The sequence below is a fragment of the Achromobacter xylosoxidans genome (genome assembly GCF_002192695.1).
Taxonomy (GTDB): domain Bacteria; phylum Pseudomonadota; class Gammaproteobacteria; order Burkholderiales; family Burkholderiaceae_B; genus Achromobacter; species Achromobacter xylosoxidans_C.
The window spans coordinates 255,037-274,638 of sequence record NZ_MTLG01000075.1 but is presented as its reverse complement, the minus strand read 5'-3'; the positions used below and the strand labels follow the sequence as shown (position 1 = coordinate 274,638).

General features: G+C 69.5%; 18 protein-coding genes. 8 read left to right on the top strand and 10 right to left on the bottom strand.

The window, feature by feature from the left end; genetic code table 11:
• The first annotated feature begins 125 nt into the window (after positions 1 to 125).
• Together BRO63_RS15480 and BRO63_RS15475 are read left to right on the top strand one after the other, a co-directional pair.
• The gene (locus BRO63_RS15480) at positions 126 to 713 is read left to right on the top strand and encodes a hypothetical protein (RefSeq protein ID WP_088140612.1); all 588 of its coding nucleotides are present in this window, start codon (positions 126 to 128) and stop codon (positions 711 to 713) included.
• 10 nt (positions 714 to 723) lie between these two features.
• Positions 724 to 1,344, top strand: coding sequence for a DUF4142 domain-containing protein (locus tag BRO63_RS15475; RefSeq protein WP_088140611.1), 621 nt, complete (start codon positions 724 to 726; stop codon positions 1,342 to 1,344).
• Positions 1,345 to 1,367: 23 nt separating this feature from the next.
• On the opposite strand, the gene BRO63_RS15470 is transcribed toward BRO63_RS15475, so the two are convergent.
• The 3 genes from BRO63_RS15470 to BRO63_RS15460 all read right to left on the bottom strand — a co-directional run bounded on the left by BRO63_RS15470 (position 1,368) and on the right by BRO63_RS15460 (position 3,089).
• A complete protein-coding gene (locus tag BRO63_RS15470; RefSeq protein WP_088140610.1) occupies positions 1,368 to 2,255 on the bottom strand; it encodes an SDR family oxidoreductase in 888 nt (295 codons plus the stop codon).
• Between the two features lie 85 nt (positions 2,256 to 2,340).
• A complete protein-coding gene (locus tag BRO63_RS15465; protein WP_088140609.1) occupies positions 2,341 to 2,682 on the bottom strand; it encodes a DUF883 family protein in 342 nt (113 codons plus the stop codon).
• A 77-nt stretch (positions 2,683 to 2,759) separates the two neighbouring features.
• On the bottom strand, positions 2,760 to 3,089 hold the full coding sequence (locus BRO63_RS15460) for a four-helix bundle copper-binding protein (RefSeq protein WP_088140608.1): 330 nt from the start codon (positions 3,087 to 3,089) through the stop codon (positions 2,760 to 2,762).
• Between the two features lie 159 nt (positions 3,090 to 3,248).
• Between BRO63_RS15460 and BRO63_RS15455 the strand changes: the two genes are divergently transcribed.
• The gene (locus BRO63_RS15455) at positions 3,249 to 3,500 is read left to right on the top strand and encodes a hypothetical protein (RefSeq protein WP_088140607.1); all 252 of its coding nucleotides are present in this window, start codon (positions 3,249 to 3,251) and stop codon (positions 3,498 to 3,500) included.
• 22 nt (positions 3,501 to 3,522) lie between these two features.
• On the opposite strand, the gene BRO63_RS15450 is transcribed toward BRO63_RS15455, so the two are convergent.
• A complete protein-coding gene (locus tag BRO63_RS15450) occupies positions 3,523 to 4,557 on the bottom strand; it encodes a DNA topoisomerase IB (protein WP_088140772.1) in 1,035 nt (344 codons plus the stop codon).
• Between the two features lie 98 nt (positions 4,558 to 4,655).
• Here BRO63_RS15450 and BRO63_RS15445 point away from each other — a divergent pair, with 98 nt between their 5' ends.
• From BRO63_RS15445 to BRO63_RS15435, 3 genes are all read left to right on the top strand, one after another.
• Positions 4,656 to 4,847: a hypothetical protein gene (locus tag BRO63_RS15445; protein WP_088140606.1), complete on the top strand. Its 192-nt coding sequence runs from the start codon at positions 4,656 to 4,658 to the stop codon at positions 4,845 to 4,847.
• 54 nt (positions 4,848 to 4,901) lie between these two features.
• Entirely contained in the window at positions 4,902 to 5,054 is a 153-nt protein-coding gene (locus tag BRO63_RS15440) for a DUF3309 family protein (RefSeq protein WP_013393887.1), read from the top strand.
• Positions 5,055 to 5,221: 167 nt separating this feature from the next.
• Complete coding sequence (locus BRO63_RS15435; protein WP_088140605.1) at positions 5,222 to 6,163, top strand: 2-hydroxyacid dehydrogenase; 942 nt, start codon at positions 5,222 to 5,224, stop codon at positions 6,161 to 6,163.
• A 10-nt stretch (positions 6,164 to 6,173) separates the two neighbouring features.
• Here BRO63_RS15435 and BRO63_RS15430 read toward each other — a convergent pair whose 3' ends face one another.
• Positions 6,174 to 7,007, bottom strand: coding sequence for a universal stress protein (locus BRO63_RS15430; RefSeq protein WP_088140771.1), 834 nt, complete (start codon positions 7,005 to 7,007; stop codon positions 6,174 to 6,176).
• 113 nt (positions 7,008 to 7,120) lie between these two features.
• Positions 7,121 to 9,247, bottom strand: coding sequence for an FUSC family protein (locus tag BRO63_RS15425; RefSeq protein ID WP_088140604.1), 2,127 nt, complete (start codon positions 9,245 to 9,247; stop codon positions 7,121 to 7,123).
• A 308-nt stretch (positions 9,248 to 9,555) separates the two neighbouring features.
• On the opposite strand from BRO63_RS15425, the gene BRO63_RS15420 reads away from it, so the two are divergent.
• Complete coding sequence (locus tag BRO63_RS15420) at positions 9,556 to 10,470, top strand: EAL domain-containing protein (RefSeq protein ID WP_088140603.1); 915 nt, start codon at positions 9,556 to 9,558, stop codon at positions 10,468 to 10,470.
• Between the two features lie 165 nt (positions 10,471 to 10,635).
• Positions 10,636 to 10,812: a hypothetical protein gene (locus BRO63_RS34210; protein ID WP_179215108.1), complete on the top strand. Its 177-nt coding sequence runs from the start codon at positions 10,636 to 10,638 to the stop codon at positions 10,810 to 10,812.
• A 122-nt stretch (positions 10,813 to 10,934) separates the two neighbouring features.
• On the opposite strand, the gene treY is transcribed toward BRO63_RS34210, so the two are convergent.
• The 4 genes from treY to glgX are packed head-to-tail and all read right to left on the bottom strand — an operon-like array spanning position 10,935 to position 19,601.
• The gene (gene treY, locus BRO63_RS15415) at positions 10,935 to 13,625 is read right to left on the bottom strand and encodes a malto-oligosyltrehalose synthase (RefSeq protein ID WP_179215121.1); all 2,691 of its coding nucleotides are present in this window, start codon (positions 13,623 to 13,625) and stop codon (positions 10,935 to 10,937) included.
• Positions 13,626 to 13,627: 2 nt separating this feature from the next.
• Positions 13,628 to 15,721, bottom strand: a complete 2,094-nt coding sequence (malQ, locus tag BRO63_RS15410; RefSeq protein ID WP_088140601.1) for a 4-alpha-glucanotransferase — start codon at positions 15,719 to 15,721, stop codon at positions 13,628 to 13,630.
• Positions 15,718 to 17,496: a malto-oligosyltrehalose trehalohydrolase gene (gene treZ / locus BRO63_RS15405; protein ID WP_088140600.1), complete on the bottom strand. Its 1,779-nt coding sequence runs from the start codon at positions 17,494 to 17,496 to the stop codon at positions 15,718 to 15,720. Before treZ ends, malQ begins: the two co-directional genes overlap by 4 nt.
• The gene (glgX, locus tag BRO63_RS15400; protein ID WP_088140599.1) at positions 17,493 to 19,601 is read right to left on the bottom strand and encodes a glycogen debranching protein GlgX; all 2,109 of its coding nucleotides are present in this window, start codon (positions 19,599 to 19,601) and stop codon (positions 17,493 to 17,495) included. The genes treZ and glgX overlap by 4 nt, the downstream gene beginning before the upstream one ends.
• Position 19,602: the final 1 nt, after the last annotated feature.

Here is a 19,602-nt window from a genome sequence, read left to right as displayed (position 1 = left end):
ACTGCGGGCGGACTGCCTCTGAACCCGCCGGGCCGGTCCGCTTGCCATGCCCAGCAACTGCCATGCCTGGGGCGGGCATGGCAGTTGCTGGCCGCCAGGCATTGATTCCCGCGTTGGAGAGCGCCATGTCCCTGATCGTTGCCGCCCGATTCGACACTTTCGACCACGCCGCCGAGGCTGCGCGCAAGCTGTGCGCGGAAGGATTTACCGAAGACGACATCCATACCTTCTACATCAACACGGCGGGTGAACATGCGCGCTTTCCGATAGGTGGCGACCGCGTGGCCGATCCGGACGCCAAGGGCGGCCATTTCGGCGCGGTGGCCGGCGCCTCCGCGCTGGGCCTGGTGTTCGCGCTGCTGGGCGGCCTGATTGCCGCCCGGGTTGGTGCATCGGTATTGATCGTCATCGCCTCCGCCGGCGTGGGCGCCTATCTCGGCGCGCTGGCGGGCGCCCTATGGGTGGTCGGGCGCGGCCGCCGCACGCCCCAGGCGACTACCGAAACGCATCCGGCCGTGCGCCAGGCCGGCGTGATGCTGGCGCTGCACGTGGCGCCGGACCGCGACGCGCTGGCAAGGACCGTGCTGAAGCAGGCGGGCGGCAAGGACATCGAGCGCGCGCAGGGCCGCTGGCTGAAGGGCAAATGGGAAGACTTCGACCCCTTGACGCCGCCGCGGCATGTGGAAGCGCCGACGATGGCGAACCAGGCCTAGGGAGAAGGACATGAAGAAGACGCTATGGCTGTGCGGCATCGTGGCACTTTGCCTGCTGGCCGCGCCGGGCGTGCTCGGCGGCGTGCAAGCGCAGGAACTGGCGGAACCGGAAGCGCGCTTCCTGCAGGCGGCGGCGGGGTCCGGCATGTTCGAGGTCAAGGCGGCGGAGCTGGCGCAAAAGCGCGCGGGTGACGCCGACATCAAGGCCTACGCGGCAAAGATGCGGGAGCGGTACAGCGGCATGAACGCCGAACTGAAGGCCCTGGCCGAGGCCAAACAGGTAAAGCTTCCAGGAGAACCGTCCGAACCCGACCGCGGCACCCTGGAACAACTGGGCAACAGGACCGGCCCGGATTTCGATGCGCTCTACATCGAGAAGGTGGCCGTGGACGCGCACACCACCGCCAACCGCCTGTACCAGACCGCGGCGCGCGAGTCCAAGGATGCGCAGGTGCGCGATTTCGCGGTGCGCGCGCTGCCCATGCTGGCCGAACACCTGGCGATGGGCCGCCAGCTGCAGGGCACGCCGCCCGCCGACCCGGACAAGATCCAGCCCGCCGTGAAGGGCGAAGCGCCGGCCGTTTCGCCCGCGTCGCGCGAGGCGCCCGCATCGATCGCGCCGGCGAAATAGCGGAACGCGGCAAGCCACGGGCCTCAGTCGCCCGCGCTGCCCGTGATGGGCAGGACGATGCCGGTGATGTAGCTGGCGCACACGGGCGAGGCCAGGAAGACATAGGCCGGAGAGATTTCCTCGGGCTGCGCCGGACGCCCCAGGTCCGTGTGCTTGCCGAATTCCTTGATCTTCCCGGGGCTCTGGTCCGCGGGATTCAGCGGCGTCCACACCGGGCCCGGCGCCACCGCGTTCACGCGCACGCCCTTGCCGGCGAGATTGGCGGCCAGCGATCGCGTGAAGGCATGGATTGCGCCCTTGGTGGTGGAGTAGTCCAACAGCTTGGCGCTGCCGCGCAGGCCCGTGACCGACCCAGTATTGATGATGGAAGCACCCGCGTGCAGGTGCGGCAGCGCCGCGCGCGCCATCTGGAAATAGGCGGTGATGTTGGTGCGCAGCGTCTTGTCCCATTTCTCGTCGCTGATCTCGGGCAGCGTGTCGGTATGCTGCTGATAGGCGGCGTTGTTCACCTGCACGTCGAGCTTGCCGTATTCCCGGATCGTCCGTTCCACTGCCTGCCCGCAGAATGCGGCGTCCTGCACGTCGCCCGGAATCAACAGGCAACGCCGACCTTCGCTTTCCACGGCGCGCCGAGTGCCTTCGGCATCTTCATGCTCGTTGAGATAGACCACGGCCACGTCGGCGCCTTCGCGCGCGTACAGCAGGCAGACCGCGCGGCCTATGCCGGAATCGCCGCCCGTCACCAGGGCGACCATGCCCTCGAGCTTGCCGCTACCCTTGTACTGCGGCGCCTGATACTGGGGCTTGAGCACCATGTCGGCTTCCTGCCCCGGTTTCTCCAGATGCTGGGCCGGCATGGGTGGCGTGGGATGCGGGCGGGCGCCGGTGTCGGCATGATCGGGCTTGCTCATTGCGGGTCTCCTGAGGGACAGGCGCGGCAGGCGCCTCGTCCTTTGCCGAGCAAATGCCATGCCCGGCCGACCCTGCAGGCCGCGGCTACTGCCGGCCCACCACCACGCCGAACAGGAAGGCCGCTGCGGCGACCAGGCCGATCGCCTGCCAGGGCCGCGCGTGGATGTACTCCTCGGTGCAGTCTATGGTCTCGCGCATCAGGTCGCCGGCATGGTCGGAAGCGTCGCGCAGGCTGCGCCGCGTGGCGTGCAGCTGTTCGGAAAGGCGTGCCTTGAGCGCCTCCAGATCGGTCGCGGAGGCGTCGCTGAGCGTGGCCTCCAGATCGTCGATCCAGGCTTCCGGGTGCCGGGCACGCCTGTGCGCGCCGCGGTTGTCCGGGCCGTTCTCCGGAAAGTCGGAGGGCAGGGGGGTGTTGGTAGAGGCCATCGGTAGCTCCTGGCTGTCGGGCGGAAAATGCGCCTGCGCGGGCCGGCCCGGGCGGCCGCGCGGCGGATCGGGAGGTTTCAGGCCTCCAGCATGTCGCGGCAGGCCAGCGTGCAGCCCAGGCACGCGCCTGCGCAGACCTGGCAATGCTCCGCTTCGTGCGGCGAACACTCGCGCGCGCCTGCGTCGCATATGAGCGCGCACAAGGTGCATAGCGCATTGGCGAACTCGCCATCGCGCGCCAGCATGGCCGCGCACAGCCGGCAGACGGCGGCGCAATCGGTGCATAGCGCGATGCATCGCCGCATGCGTACCGGGTTCTGCTGCAGGCACGTGGAGGCGCATATGTCGCAGGCGACGGCGCATTCGTAGCAGGCTTGCACACATTGCTCGAAATTTGGGTCTCGCATTGCATCTCCTTGTGTGTGCCCGGTACGCGCCGCAACCGGCATGCCTGGTGCCAGGCCACATCCGCTTGCAATTTGATGCCGCGCGGCGATGCCGCGGGCGGCCTGGAGCCGTAGCATGGGGATTCAGACCCCCTCGGGGAGCGACCACAGGAGCCAGGCATGAAACCAGCATCCGTACCCGGATCGGCGAAACCGGCGCAGGCCGGCAAGCGGCCGGAAGACAACGCTAAGATACTGCCGCCGCGCGCGCTCGTCGATGTTCCGCGCAGACCGGATAAACCAGACGCCTCGACCCCGGACGAGGCTGCGCGCGACAAGCGGATCGTGGCAGATACGCGCACCGAGTCGAACTGGGCGGACGGTTCCGCGCCGCAGCCGCGGGCCAGGAACGCGCGCTCTTCGATCCTGTGATTCCTGGGCGGCGTTTGCCGCCTCAGGCGGCCTGCTCGCGCAAAAATGCCAGCAAGCGGCGTTCGTCCGCGTCGAGCCCACGCGGCGCCTGCGGCGCGGCTGAGCGCGCGGGTAGCGTGCCCTCCAGATAGGCGGCCAGAATGGCCGGGTGTACATAGCAGGCCCGGCACACGGCCGGCGTATTGGCCAGGCGCCGCGCGACCTGCCTGATCACTTCCACCACCGTCTTCTGCGCCAGGGCGGGGCTCTCGCCGGGACTCGCCTGCAGCGCCGCGTAGGCCATGACGGAGCCTGCCCAGGTCCGGTAATGCTTCGCCGTGAAGTCTCCCGCACCGGCTTCGCGCAAATAGGCATTGACCGCGCCTGAGTCCACCGCATGGCTGGCGCCGTCCTCGTCCAGGTACTGGAACAGCTGCTGGCCGGGTATGTCCAGGCAGCGCTTGATGATGCGCGCCACGCGCCGGTCCGCGGCGCTGACGTCATGGGCCACGCCGCTCTTGCCCTGGAAGCGGAAACGAAACCGGTCGCCCGTCACGCTGGCGTGGCGCCGCTTTAGCGTGGTCAGGCCATAGGATTTGTTGGCCCGGGCGTACTCGCGCGCGCCGATGCGCACCAGCGTGGTCTCCAGCAGGCGCACCAGTACGGCTATCACCTTGTTCTGCGACAACCCGATGGTGCGCAGGTCGCGCTCGACCTGGCGCCGTATGCGCGGCAGGGCCAGGCCGAAGGCCGCGAGGCTCTGGTATTTGCTCGCATCGCGCACGGCGGTCCAGTCCGGGTGGTAGCGGTATTGTTTGCGGCCGCGGGCATCGCGTCCGGTGGCCTGAAGGTGGCCGAACGGGGACGGGCAGATCCACACCTGTTCATAGGCCGGCGGTATCGCCAGGGCCTCGATGCGCTTGATTTCCCGCGTATTGCGTATGCGCCTGCCGCGTGCGTCCACATATTGGAAGGCGTGGCCATTGACGCGGACCCGCGCATAGCCTGCCCGGCTATCGTCGTAGTAGACCAGGGCCGCGTTGCCTGGGGCGCGCGGCGCTTCGGAACTCGGCTTCATCTTGTCTGCGGCAGCCTGGTGACGGGACGCTGCCAGCAGCATTCCGCGTGCCCGCAGGCGTGTGCCGCGGGGCGGGCACGCGGCTTGCTGAGCGGGTGATGAACTTTTCCGCGGAGACCGCCATGCACATCGCGTACTCGTACTACCTGCACGTTCCGCCCAAGCCAGATCCGATACCGCCAGGGTCGCCCCCCGGGGACCTGCCTGTGGATCCGGATACCGACGAGCCGGACGTGGATCTTCCGCCCTTGTCGCCGCCCGTCAAGGAAATCACGCCGCCCAGCCCCTGAATCCGGCCCGGGCGGAACACGCCTCTCCATCCCCATAAGAACCGAGGAGTCTTCATGTCGACCATCCTGCTGATTATCCTGATCCTGCTGCTTGTCGGCGCCGTGCCGGCCTGGCCGCATAGCCGTGGCTGGGGCTATTACCCCAGCGGCATACTGGGCATCCTGCTGATCGTCCTGATCGTGATGCTGTTGACCGGCCGCTTGTAGCGGCGCACGGTCGGGAACAGGCCTGCGCCGGCCGCGCCGGGCGCCTGGCGCGGCCGTCCGGCTGCCAGGACGCCCGCCGGGCGGACCGCCGGGTGGCGCGCGCTTGCCCCCAGGCGTAAGATCGCCGGGTTTTTGTGCAGCCCTCCGCGATCCGCGGCATTCCCGATATGACCATCCCCTTGCTTGTCTTGATAGAAAGCGTGCAGGACTACCTGCCCGAAATCGAAGCGCGCGGTTTTCGCGCGATTTTTGCGCCCACGGCCGAGGCGCGCGCCGAGGCGATCCGCGACCACGGCGCCGAGATCCGCATCGTGCTCACGCGCGGCGCCACCGGCCTGTGTGCGCAGGAAATGGCGGCGATGCCCAATCTGGAGATCGCGTGTTCCCTGGGCGTGGGGTACGAAAACATCGATCTGGCCGCGGCGGCCGAGCGCGGGATCGCCGTGACCCACGGTCCGGGCGCGAATGCGGTGTCGGTGGCGGACCATGCCATGGCGCTGCTGCTGGGCGCGGCGCGGCGCCTGCCGCAGGCCGACGCCTCGGTGCGCCAGGGCCACTGGGGCGGCTTCATGGGACCTCAGATCAGCGGCAAGCGCCTGGGCATCCTGGGCTTGGGCACCATCGGACTGGAAATCGCGCGGCGCGGCGCCAACGGCTTCGGCATGAGCGTGGGCTATTACAGCCGCAACGCCCGCCCGGAATCGGGCTATGCCTATTTCGACAGCCCGCGCGCGCTGGCCGCGGCCTCCGATTTCCTGGTGGTGGCGACGCCGGGCGGGGCGGACACGCGCCACCTGGTGGACGCGCAGGTGTTGGATGCACTGGGGCCGCAAGGCTATCTGGTGAACATCGCGCGCGGCAGCGTGGTCGACACCCAGGCGCTGATCGCAGCATTGGCCGGGCGCCGCATTGCGGGCGCGGGCCTGGACGTGGTGGACGGCGAGCCCGAGGTGCCGCAGGCGCTCATCGCGCTCGACAATGTGGTGCTGACCCCGCACAGCGCGGGGCGTTCGCCGGAAGCGGTGCACGCCACCGTGGCGCTGTTCCTGGACAACGCCACGGCGCACTTCGCCGGCAAGCCGGTGCTGACCCCCGTGCGCCGGGGGTAGCCGATAGGGCCTAGTGCGAGAACATGACCGGCACGGTCATGCTCTTCAGGATGGACGCGGTGGCGCCGCCCAGCGCCCACTGGCGCAGCTTGCTGTGGCCGTAGGCGCCCATGACGATCAGGTCCGCGCTATGGTCGGCGGCGGCGTTCAGGATGGTGCTGCCCACGCCTACGCCCTTGATGTCGCGGCGCACGTGATCCGGCACCGGCATGCCCTGCGCCACGCAATACGAGGCCAGGTCCTCGAACGGCGCTTCGTGCTTGGGGCTGGCGGCGCCTTCGTTCATGGTCAGCACGGTCATGTGCGAGGCCAGGCGCAATATTGGCGCCGCATCGGCCAGCGCGCGGGCGGCTTCGCGGCTGCCGTCCCAGCAGCACAGCACGCGGTCGCCGATGACCGGGAATTCGCCGCTGGACGGAATCGCCAGCACCGGCCGGCCCGCCGTCAGCAGGGTCTGCTCGACGAACTCGATCTCGTGCGCGGCTTCGACGTCTTCGCGGTTTTCCTGGCTGACCACGATCAGGTCGGTGGTGCGGCCCAGCAGCGCCACGGTCTCGCTGGGCGAGGAGGTGCCGGCGCGCATGAAGGCGGGCACGTCCGCTTCGGCCGCGGCTTCCAGGAAGGCGGTTTCCACCGACTCGCGGCTCTGCGCCTGCAATTCCTTGATGATGCCCAGCGAACGCGACATGAGCACGGACTCGCCGTAGTAATACTGCGGCGGGGCGGCGTTGGCGTAGATGCCGACCAGCTCGGCCTTGTGGCGCTTGGCCAGGGCCAGGGCAGCTTCAATGCGGCGTTTGCAGTCGAATCCGTGGTCCAGGTGGACGGAAATGCGGCGGTACATGAAGGCCTCCTTGTTTAAGCGTGCCATGAGCATATGGTTACGCTTTTCGGCCTTTTCGCCCTTGATGCGCGTCAAGCCCGGCGCAGTTCGCCGGGGCTTGCGCAAACGGGCGGCTAGGGCGCGGCAGGGGCGCGTTCCACACGCTCGCGCAATTGGCGCAACTGACGCGCCTGTTGCGCGATGCGGTCCAGCGGGCCCGCCAGTTCCGGATAGCCCGCGGATACCGCTGCAGGCACGGCCAACTGGCGGTCACTGGAACCTGGCGCGGGCTGCTGCGGATGCAGTGCGTGCGCCAGCGCCGGGCCGTACTCGGAGAGCGCCTGGGCCGCGGGCGATCCGGCGGGCAGCGCAGGCTGTATCTCCAGCACGGTACCCGCCGCCGTGACGCGGCGCATCGCATTGAGCAGGTTTTCCGCCGTGGCCACATTGCGGTCGCGATGCACAGGGTTCTGCTGCAGCCGCTGCAAGGAGGCTTGCGCATTGTCGGCCGACAGGCAGGCCATGCGGCGCAGCGCCACGATGTCCTGTCCGGCGCCGGCATCGCCGCTCTTGGCGCGCAGCAGGGCGCGCGCATAGGCTGCGTGGCGCTCCAGCGCCAGGCTGAGGGCGCCGGCCAGCTGCCGCGGCTCCTTCTCGGGCCAGACCAGAAAGCCCACCAGCAGCGCCAGGATGCCGCCCAGCACGCTGTTGAAGGCGCGCAGGGCCGCCAGCATCGGCTCCTGGATCTCGGGCTGCTGGATGTGGGTGACCAGCACGAACTGCGAAGTCAGGAAGAACGTGAACAGCGCGTAATGGATGGTGCGCGCGGCGAACGTGCCCAAGGCGATGGGCAGCACCGCCAGGGCCACGGACAAGGGCGTACTCAGGAACAGCCCCAGCAGCGATGCGCCGATGGCACCGGCCACGCTGCCGGCCACGCGTTCCAGCGTGCGCTGCCAGGTGGTCGCGAAGTAGGGCTGCAGGATGAAGACCAGCGTCAACGACATCCAGTAGCCATGGTTGACGGCGAAAGTCTTGGACAGCGCCACCGCGATGGTGGCGCCCACGCCCACGCGCAGCGCGTGGCGGAACGCGTCGGATTCGAAGCTCAGGTTCTGCCGCAAGGCGCGCCAGGCTTCTTGCGCGCGGCTGGCTGCGCGGCGTTGGCGCGCGGGCGCCGCGGGCGCGTCGCCCTGGTCGAACAGGGACTGGGTGACGGCCTGCGCCGTGTGCAGCAGGCGGTCCAGCACCGGCACCATGGTGGCCAGCTCGGGCGCGTGGGCCAAGGCGCCGCCGCGCAGCTCGTGCAGGCCGGCGCTGTAATGGGCCAGGCGTTCGCGCAGGCACTGCGCCTGCTTGGCGTCATTGACATCCGACGTGCTGGCGATGGCATTGCACAGGCTGGCGTAGCGGTGCAGCGCGTGCGACAGATGGGCGCCCGCGCCGCGGCCCAGCCAGCGCGGCGCATTCGATTCCAGCAGGTCGGCCGCGGCCACCAGCGCGATGAAGCTGTCCTCGGCGTTGTCCAGCAGGTACAGCAGCTGGTGCGCGCGGGCGCGGCGCGAAGGCCGCGCGTCCTGCACTTCGCGGATGCGCGTGCGCGCGGCTTCCAGCGCCGCGCGCTGGGCGCTGCGCTGCGGGCGCGTGACGGCGCTCCAGTCCTGCGGATTGGCCGCCGGCGCCAGCCCGGAATACATGCGGGCCAATGCGTCGGCAAAGTCCGCCAGCCCGCGGTAGCAGTGCGCGACCGCGTGGGTGGCGTCCTTCCATGGCCGCCTGCGCCACACCAGCGCCGTCATCACGATGGCCCAGGCCGCGCCGGCCAGGAAAAACAGCGTGTACGACAGGCTTTCTGACCAGGTTGGGGCGGGCAGTTCGGCCGCCACCACGAAGCCCGCGGACAGCAGGGTGCCGACGATGGCCGCGGCCGGCCCCAGCACGCGCAGCAGGCCGCCGAAGGTGCAGCACACGAAGGTCAGCGGCAGCAGCAGCCACGGATGGGCCGCGCTGACGCTGGCCAGGAAGCAGAACAGCGCCCCTATCAGCCCCAGCGCCAACATCGCGCCCGCGCGCTGGCGCAGCGGCCCGCCCGGATCGCCGAAGCAGGCCCAAAACGCCGCGATGGCGCTCCAGCCCAAACGCGGCTCGTGCGCCAGCACGGCCAGGATGACGGGCGCGGCGCTGATGGCCGCGGCTTGGAGGGCGTCCAGCCACAAGACGTTGCGCAGGGAGGCGCGCCAACGGGAAAGCAGGTTCTTCACGCTAGGAATGCAGCAGTAGCAGTGGGCCCGGCAGGGCGAACGACGCAAACCCTACCATGTCGACAAGGCATTTCGGCAAGGGCGGCGGCGCGTCCGGGAAGAGCCGGGCTCATTCATGAATCCGAGCAGCTTAATACGTATGGATACATATATGTGACTTTGCCGCCGCAGCGGCGCAGAATTGCCTGGAACAAAGTCTGGAAATAGCATACAAAAAGCGCTGTAGCTGGGAATACTCAGTCCAATGTGCCTCATTCTGCGCCCGGACAGCGCAGGTTTTCGCCCAGGGGCGCGCAAGGAGTGTCGACATGATGTCGAATCACGAGGCTTCCACAGACTCGGTGGCGAGCGACGACGAGATCGCCGCCATGATCACCGGCAAGGATGGCCTGCGCATGCTGTTGCAGCCGCAGGTGGACCTGCTGACAGGCCGGATCGTGTCGGCCGAAGCGCTGGCACGCTGGCGGCATCGACGCCTGGGCGTCATCATGCCCTCCGACTTCATCCCGGCGGTCAACCGGCTGGGACTGGACAAAGTCCTTTTCGAACGCGTCTGCCTGCGGGTGATCGACATGCTGCTGACGATGCGGCGCGCCGGCATCGCAATACCCGTGGCCATCAACGCGCCGGCCTCCACCTTGTCGGACGAGGCCGCGGTCGACTTCCTGCTGGACCGCATCTATGCGGCGGAGCTGCCCGCGTCGCTGGTGCGGGTGGAACTGACCGAGGACCAGCCCATCCGCGAACTCGACGTGCTGCGCGCCACGCTGCTGAAGCTGGAAAATGCCGGCTGCGAGGTCAGCCTGGACGATTTCGGCACCGGCCACGCCTCGTTGAAGCTGCTGTCGGCGCTGCCGCTGTCCGAGGTCAAGATCGACCAGTATTTCGTCACGCGCATGCGCCGCAGCGCGGTCGCCTTCGAAGTGCTGCGCACCGCCGCGGAACTGGCGAACCGGCTGGGCCGCCGGGTGGTCGCCGAGGGCGTCGAGAACGTGGCGGACATTCCTGCCTTGCGGGCTGCCGGCTGCCGCTACGGCCAGGGCTTCGCGCTGGGGCGCCCCATGCCGCTGGACGAGCTGATGGTGCGGCTGCGCACGCAGCGCGACCAGGGCGAACCGCTGGCCGCGCCCGCCGCCTATGCGTCGTCCTGGCTCGACGCCTACGACGCTTCCGCGCAGGAGCCGCAGTCGGCGCGCGGCAAGCGCCACGCGACGACCCAATAAGGCGGGCCGCCAAGCGTATTTTTTACCGGCAGGGCCGGACTTTACCGGCGGTCCTTGCGTCCCCCCGTGCGCGCGACCGCGGGCGGTGACGGCTGCGCGGGTTTGGGCACGCGGGTTGCTGTAGTAGGTATGGCGGAGCTTTTTCCGCCTTCCAGGAGACTTGCAATGCCCAATCAGAACCAGCCCGACCAGCAAAAGCAGCAGCAGAAGCAACAGGCCCAGGAAAACCCCAGGGACCGCAATCAGCCCGGGCAGCAGCCCGGCCAATCCGGCCAGCATGCCGATAAGGATCGGCAGCAACCTGGCCAGAACCCGGGCCAGCAAAGCAAGATGCCGCGCTGACTCATAGACCGCGTGTTCCGGGCCCTCCAGTCGGGCGGGTAATCGCGGTAAGACGGCCTTGTCCCGCTGTGGGCGGACAAGGCCGTTCGCGCGTCCGAGCGCGGCACGCAGGCATCGCGATCTCAGGCGGCCGTCGACAGGCACAGCGCAACAGGCAGGTCGCGCAGCAATGTCGACAAGGGCAGCGCGCCATCCGGGCCTGTCTGTCCGATTTTCCGGCCCATTGCATCGAGCCACGCCAAGCCCCTTACGGCATCGGGCAGGCAAAGCGCGGTGTCGGCCCAGAATTCCCGGGCCGTCAAGGGCTCGCCGCGTGCGTAACCTGACAGGCGCAGGGCGCACAAGCGCGGCGCGACGATCAGGGCGCATTCGTCTTCTTCATGACGCCGCAGCCAGGCCACGGCGTGCTGCGCTTGCGTGCCCGTGACAGCCAGAGGGACGCACGTTCCTTGCGCGAACAATGCCGGATGGCGCTCCCGCGCCGCCAGCAGGCGCTGGACCAGCGCCTGCTTGACGGCGCCGCTGCGCCAGTCCGCCGCGCCAGGAGGGAAGGCGGCGCTAGCGCGAGCGCGGGCCAGCATGGCGACACGCAGCGGATAGTCCACCGCGCGCCGGTTGTCGGGGTCGACCAGGCTGTAGTCCCAGAGCTCCGTCCCCTGGTACAGGTCCGGCATGCCGGGCAAGGTGTTGCGCAACAGCATCTGGGCCATGCTGTTGATCATGCCGGCGGGGGCCAGTTCCAGCGCGCAGGCAGCGATCGCGGCCAGCAGGCGTCGCCCCGGGAGCGTGTCCCGCAGGTACTCCAGCGCGCCGCGCGCAGCGGCCTCGTAGGCGGAATCCGGATCCGTCCAACTGGTATGGAGCTTGGCTTCGCGCAGCGCCTTGAGCTGCCACTGCGCCACACGCTCAAGCCACGCGGCCACGCTCTCGGGCCGCCGCTCGATGGCGTCGGCATCCTGGTCGGCGGGCCACGCGCCGACCAGCGTCTGCACCAAGAGGTAGCGGTCGGCCAGGGAAAGCAGGCCCGCATCGGGCAGAGCCTGGATCCAGCGATACGCGGTCTTGCACCAGGCGTGCGGCATTTCCGAGAGCACCGCGAGCCGCGCGCGCGCATCCTCGCCGCGCTTGTGGTCATGCGTGGCCGTGGCTAGCATGGCGTGGGGGAAGTTGCGCGCGCGGGCCTCGACCTGGGTTTGGAAGGCCTCGGGCGACAGCGCGAAGCGCTGCGGCGATGCGCCGACCTCATTGCGCGACAGCAGCGGGCCGTAGCGGTAGAACAGTGTGTCTTCCAGCGCCTTGGCGGCCAGCGGCGGCGTCAGTTGCTGGAACCGCCGCAGGGCCTGCGCGGACTTGGGCTCGGCTCGCGCGCACGGCGTGGCGGCCCGGTCCTCCATAGCCGGACCGATGGGGCTCCCGCCCAGCCAACGGTCCAACTGCGCCAACAAGGCCGCGTCCGCCGAGCCGGGCAGGGCGTGCAGCAGGCTGGCGGCGCGCTGCGCGGCCGTATCGCAGCGCTGGCGGTCCGCGGCGCTGCGGCCGCCGTCCTCGGCATAGGTCCGATACACCGGAAAAGCTGCCAGCCACGCGGACAGCACGCGGTCCATGGCTGGCGCGGACCAGTCGCGGGTCCGGCGGTCCTGCCGCGCCAAACGTTCCAGGCAGCGGACCAACGCCAGGCGTTCCGCTGGAAAGTGCCGCCGCAGCATGCGCGTGCGCGCCGCTTCCAGCTGGCGCTGCGGCGTGCGCAGATCGCCCGTGAGCATCTGCCAGAACGCCCGCAGCGGCGCCTCGGCCTGCGGGTCGTGCAGCAATGCACCGACCTGATCCATAAAGTCATAGCCGGTGGTGCCGTGCAGCTGCCAGCGGGGATCGGGCGCTTCGTCCGGCGCCAGGATCTTCTCGGCCACCAGATAGGCTTGATCTTGCTTGCACGACGGCGGTCGACGCGCTCCGGCTTCGGCCAGGCAGCGGTTCAGCCTGCGCAGATAGGCGCCCGGCGCCGCCAATCCGTCGATGTGGTCGATGCGCAGTCCGTCCAGCACGCCTTGCGCGTACAGACGCAGCGCCAGCGCATGCACGGCATCGAACACGGCGTCGTCCTCGACCCGCACGCCTACCAGTTCGCTGATCTCGAAGAAGCGCCGCCAGTTGACCTGGTCGGCAGCGCAGCGCCACCACGCCAGCCGGTAATGCTGGCTTTCCAGCACACGATGCAGGCGCTCGCGGCCAGCCGTGCGCGCCGGGTCGCAGCGGCGCAGCAAGGTCCGCGGGTCCAGGCCGCATGGAAGCGACCCCGGGGCCAAGGGATAGCGCAGCCCCGAGACCTCCAGTTCGATGCGCCCGGCATCGGCGTCGTGGCGCAGCGCCATTGCGCCTTGCGCCAGCGCCACGCCGTAGGGTTCGGGCAGGATGGGCAACAGGACTTTGCCGCGCAGCGCAGGGTCCAGCGCGTCCCAGTCGATATCGAAGCAGCGCGCATGCGCGCTTGCGGCGCCGTGTTCGAGCACATCGCGCCACCAGGCATTGGCAGGGTGGGCCGCCATGTGGTTGGGCACGATGTCCGCGATGAGGCCCAGTCCGCGCCGGCGGGTGGCCTGGGCCAGGTCCTTCAGCGCGGATTCTCCGCCCAATTCGGGATTGACCGCGCCATGGTCGATGACGTCGTAACCATGTGTGGACCCAGGGCGGGCGCAGGTGATGGGCGACAGGTAGAGGTGGCTTACTCCCAGGTCCGCGTAGTAGTCCACGCAGGCGCGGGCGTCGTCCAATGTGTAGCCGGCATGCAGTTGCAGGCGGGCCGTGGCGCGCGGCATGGTCATGGCCGGCCCCGTGCCGTGCGCAGGGCTTGCAGCCGGGCCTGCACCGCCGGGTCGGCGAAGCACGCCGCGCTGCTCGCGGCCAGGCGTTGGCGCCAATTGGGATGCTGGTCCACGGTGCCGGGCAGGTTGGGCTGTTCGAGTTCGCCCGCCAGGTCTTCCATGGGCACGAGCAGCAGGGGACAAGGGCTGGAAGACACGAAGCGCAACATGTCCTCCAGGGGGGGCTGCGCAGGCTCGGCGGCGCAGCCCAAGGCTTGCGCGAGCAAACCGCGGTCCATGCGCCGGTTGCGCCGCAGCGTGGCTGCGTCATCGCCGCCGCCCAGCAGGTTCAGTTCGGCGCGCAGGTCGATGTCGCGCTCCGCCCACCAGCCGCGCAAGGTGGGCAGGTCGTGCGTCGAGGTCATGGCCACGGCCTGGCCGGGCCAGTCTTCGGCGGCAAGAAAAGGCGCCGGCAAGGAGCGTGCGGACGGCGGCGCCTCCGCATCGGGCTCCTGGCGCATGAACCACAGCACATTCATGCCCAGGATGCCGTGATCCGCCAACTCGAGATTGAACCCTTCAGGCACCGTACCCAGGTTTTCGCCGATGGCAAGCGCGCGGTGGCGCCAAGCCTCCAGCGTCGTCAGCGCCAGCAGTTCGCGCAGCGGAAAGCGCAGATAGGCGCCCGCGCCGGCGGCCAGCCCATCGGGCACCAGCCACAGCCGCGCCATGCCCAGGATGTGGTCGATGCGCAGGCCGCCGGCGTGGGCCAGAGCGGCGCGCAACATGTCGATGTAGGCCGCGTAGCCTTGGGCATGCATCGCGCGCGGCGAGAACGCGGCCAGGTTCCAGTTCTGTCCTTGCGGATTGTGGATGTCGGGCGGCGCGCCGATGGACAGTCCCGGCATCAGATCGGTCTGGCGGCTCCAGGCGTGGCTGCCGTCCGGACTGTCGCCCACGGCCAGGTCGGCGATCAGACCCACGCGCATGCCGGCGCGCCGCGCCGCTTCCTGCGCGTGGTCCAAGCTTTCGGCAGCCAGCCATTGGGCATACCGATGGAAGTCGACCTCGACCGGATGCTGCCGCGCATAGCGTTCGACTTCCGACGAGTCCGGATCGCGCAGGCCGGCGGCCCATTGCGTCCAGGGCAGGCTACCTGTGCCATGCGCGGCCTGGGCGGCATGCAGGGCTTCGAATACGGCGTGGTCGCGCAGCGCCTTGCCGCGCCGGACGCAGAAGGCCTCGTAGCGTTGGCGGACATCCGCCGGACCGATTGTGCGGAACTGGCGGTGCAGCGCGCGCAGCAGGCGCTGCCGCCATGTCCCGGCCGATGGCCAATCTATCAAGTCCATTGCGGGCGGCGGAGCGGCCAACTCGGCCAGCGCCCGGCGCAAGGCATCGTCACCGAGGATGGCGGCGGGGTCTGCGTACAGGGTGTTCAGAAACAAGCGGCTGGAAGGCGCGTAGGGGCTGCAGCGCTGAGGTTGCGCGGCGAACATGGCGTGCACCGGGCTGATGGCGAGCGCGTCCGCGCCCTCGGCCGCGGCAGCGGCGGCCAGTTCGCGCACGGCCGCAAAGTCGCCGTAGCCGCCGTCGCCAGGTTGGCGGGCATCGCGCCTGAGACTGTAGACCTGCGCGCACAGCCCCCAGGCGCGGGACCGCGCGCCATCGGTGAGATCGTCCAGGGCGGGCGCCTGGCGGGGCGCCACCGCGAGCACGGTTTCGCCGCACGCCATTTGCAGCGTGTGATATCCGGGCTCCAGCGGTGCGACCAGGCTGCCGTCCTCTGCAACCTCGCCGTCGCAGGTCTGCCCGGACTCGCACACGATGCGGTAGCGGCCACGCGCGCAATCGGGCAGAAACGCCGCCATGCCGCTGCGCGCGACCAGCAGGGGCGGCAGCCGGGCCCGAAGCTCCAAGCCCAGGCGATGGTCGCTATCGCGGATGTCATGGGCGTTGCCCGCCGGCAGGCCCATGCCCTCCAGCAACAACCGTAAGGTATCCGGCGACACCCGCTGCGGACGCTGGCGCGCGTCGGTCCAGTGTTCGCCGATGCCGGCTTTGGCGGCCAGCGCGGACAAGGCCGGATCGTCGCAAGGCGCGGCGGTCATGCCGGCTCCTCCAGCAGCCACACGGTGCTGTCGCCGCACACCTCGCCCTGGACCAGCGCGTCGCGCGCGCCGGCCACGGATTCGAAGAGCAGCGTGGCATAGGCCTCGGCGCCGGCCTGCAAGGCCTTGGGCAGCGCCAGGCGATCGGGGCCGAAATTCGCATAGACCGTCAGGTGCGCGCCGCCCGCCAGCTCCCAGCGCGCGAACACGCCACGCTCGCCGATGGCGGCCGCGCCCAGGCTGACCGCGCCGGCCAACCGTGGCGCGATCAGGCGGGCGCGCAGATGCAACAGCACCGCGTAGTCCCGCATCCAGGCATGCGCGTCCGCGGCGCTGGCCCGCGGTTTGCTGGCCTGGTAGGTCGCGGGATCGTTCGGGTCGAACAGCGCGCCTGCGCCCTGGAATTCGGGAAAGCGCGAGAACTCGCGCCGCCGGCCGTCGCGCACCGCTTGCGCCAAGGCCGGGTCGGCGTGGCTGGTGAAGTAGTGGAACGGCGTGCGTGCACCCCGTTCCTCGCCCATGAAGATCAGCGGGATCTGCGGCGCCAATAGCTGCAACGCGACGGCGGCGCGCAGCCGCGCGGGACTGTCCACCAGGCTGGCCAGGCGGTCGCCGCCCGCACGGTTTCCGGTCTGGTCATGGTTCTGCAGGAACAGCACGAAGGCGCTTGGCGGCAGTTCGGCGCTGGGTTCGCCCCGCGGCTGTCCGCCGCGGTAGGGCGAACGCTGCCCCTGGTACAGCCAGCCTTCGGCCAGGCAGCGCGCCAGCGCCTGGGCCGGCTGGGCGCTGTAATCGGCGTAGTAGCCGTGGCTCTCGCCAGTCAGGAGGCAATGCAGGGCATGATGCGCGTCGTCATTCCATTGCGCATCGAAATCGCCTTGCAGCAGGCTGGCGCGATTGTCGTCGTTCTCCAGCACCAGATGCACGTAGCGCTCGGCAGGAATATGCTGCCGCAGGTACTGCGCCAATTCATGCAGCCATTCATGGCCCGCAATCGCGTGCACGGCGTCCAGGCGCAGCCCGTCGAAACGGTACTCGGTCAGCCAGTACAGCGCGTTGTCCTTGAAGAACTGGCTGACCGCCGGCTGCCGGAAGTCGATGGCGTCACCCCAGGGCGTGGCGACGTCCTTCCTGAAGAACGGCGCGGCATAGCGCGGCAGGTAATTGCCGTCGGGTCCGAAATGGTTGTAGACCACGTCCAGCATCACGCCCATCTCCAGGCCGTGGGCCTCGTCGATCAGACGCTTGAGGTCATCGGGCGTGCCATAGGCCGTATCGGGCGCATAGGGCAGCACGCCGTCATAGCCCCAGTTGCGCGGCCCGGGGAAGTCGGCAATGGGCATCAGTTCCAGCAAGGTCACGCCCAGCGCCGCCAGCTCCGGCAACCGCGCCAGCAGGCCCGCATAGCCGCCTTCCAGGCCGGCATGGGTTTCGTACAGCACGGCGTCTTCCCAAGGGCGTCCGCGCCAGGTGCCATAGCGCCAGGGGTAGGCATCCGGCGCGACCACGATGCTGTCGCCGTGCACGTCGCCATGCTGCAGGCGCGAGGCCGGATCGGGCGCGGCCGTGTCCGCATCCAGGCGGTACCGATAGCGGACGCCGACGGGGCAGTCCACGTCGGCTTGCACGTAGCCGTCCGGGCCGGGATGCAGGGCGATGGGAGGATGGCCTTCGACCTCCAGCGCGAAGCCCGCGGGCGCGGTCGGCGCCCACAGGCGAAAGCGCGTGACGCCGCTTTCCAGCGGCATGGCGCCGGACGCATAGGTTGGTGTCATGGCGGTTCTCCAGGCACATAGGTCGACGCCAGCAGCGCCACGCTGCGCGCGGCCACCGTGACGGCGGCATCCGCCAGGGGCGCGGCAGGCGCCTGCGTGGCGGAATCCAGCTCGCGGATCCACGCCAGCGCGGGCGGCGGCGCGTGGAACACCGTATCCTCCGCGCCGGGATTCAGCAGCAGCAGCGTCACGTCGACGCTGCCGTCCTCGCGGCAGGCGGCACGGCGCAGGGCCATGGCGTTATCCTCCGACTCCCAGGCTGCGGCGTCCAGTTCAGCGCCTGCCGGATCGAACCAGGAGATGGCCTTCACGCCGGGCGCGAGTTCCTGGCCGGCATCGCCGTAGCGCGCGCCGCGCGTGCTGGGGTGGGCGCGGCGCAATGCAGTCAGGCGCGCCACATAGCGGGCCAGCTCACGGCCTTGGTCGGCCTGCGCCTGGGTCCAGTCCAACCACGACACGGCGTTGTCCTGGCAATAGGCGTTGTTGTTGCCTGCCTGGCTGTTGCCGAACTCGTCGCCGGCCAGCAGCATGGGCGTGCCATCGGCAAGGAACACGCAGGCGAGCTGTCCCCGCTGCACCCGCTTCCGGGTTTCGAGGGTGGCGGCATCCTCGGTTGGACCTTCCGCGCCCCAGTTGTGGCTGTAGTTCTCCGCATGGCCGTCGTTGCCGCCTTCGCCGTTGGCCTCGTTGTGGCTGGCGTCGTAACTGACGATGTCGGCCAGCGTGAAGCCGTCGTGCGAGGCCACGTAGTTGACGCTGCTCCAGGGCCGGCGGTGGCGGCGGTCGAACAGGTCGCGCGAGCCGCACAGGCGCGCCGCCATCTCTCCGCGCATGGCCGGATCCCCGCGCCAATAGCGGCGGGTGGCGTCGCGGAACTTGTCGTTCCACTCGGCGAAGCCGGGCGGATGGTTGCCCAGCTGGTAGCCGTCCGGTCCCACGTCCCAGGGCTCGGAAATCAGCTTCAATCGGGCAAGGGCGGGGTCCTGCAGCACCGCGTCGAAGAAACCCGAGCCCGGGTCGTAGCCGGTGCCTTCGCGGCCCAGGGTCACGCCCAGGTCGAAGCGGAAGCCGTCTACGCCATAGGACTGCGCCCAGTAGCGCAGCGAATCCGTGACCATCTGCAGCACGCGCGGGTGCGACAGGTTGACGGTGTTGCCGCAGCCGGTGTCGTTGATGTAATAGCGTTCATCGCCCGGCACCAGCCGGTAGTAGCTGGCATTGTCCAGGCCCCGCCACGAAAGCGTGGGTCCGAGTTCGTTGCCCTCGCAGGTGTGGTTGTAGACCACGTCCAGGATGACCTCGATGCCGGCGGCGTGCAGGCGGCGTATGGCCTGGCGCAGTTCGTTCGGATTGTGCTGCAGGTAGGCGGGCTCCGGCGCAAAGTACGACAGCGTGCTGTAGCCCCAGTAGTTGCGCAGGCCGCGTTCGGCCAGGAAGCGGTCCTGCAGGAACGCATGCACCGGCAGCAACTCCACGGCGGTGACGCCCAGGCGCTGCAGGTGTTCGATGAAGCGCGGATCCGCCAGGGCGGAGCAGGTGCCGCGCAAGGGCTGGCGCAGGTCTGCACGCAGCATGGACGCGCCGCGCACGTGGACTTCGTAGATCACGGAATCGTTCCAGGCCGTGGCCGGCGGCCGGCTGTTGCCCCAGGTGAACGGAGCCTCCTCGGCCACGATGGCCTTGGGCATGGCGGGCGCGCTGTCGCGCCGGTCCATGCCGAGGTCGGCGCGCGCATGCTTCATGCGATAGCCGAACAGCGCGTCGCTCCAATGCAAGGGCCCGGTCAGCTGCCGCGCGTAGGGATCCAGCAGCAGCTTGTGGGGATTGAAGCGGTGGCCATTGCGCGGGTCATGCGGGCCGTGGGCGCGGTAACCGTACACCAGCCCGGGATGCGCGTCCGGCAGGTAGCCGTGCCAGATCTCGTCGGTACATTCCGGCAGGTCGAAGCGGCGTAGTTCCTTGCGGCCCCGCGCGTCGAACAGGCATAGCTCGACGCGCGTGGCGTTGGCCGAGAACACCGCGAAGTTCACGCCCAGGCCGTCGCTGACCGCGCCCAGCGGGTGGGGCTGGCCGCCGGCGATGCGCGTGAATTGGTTGGGATCCATA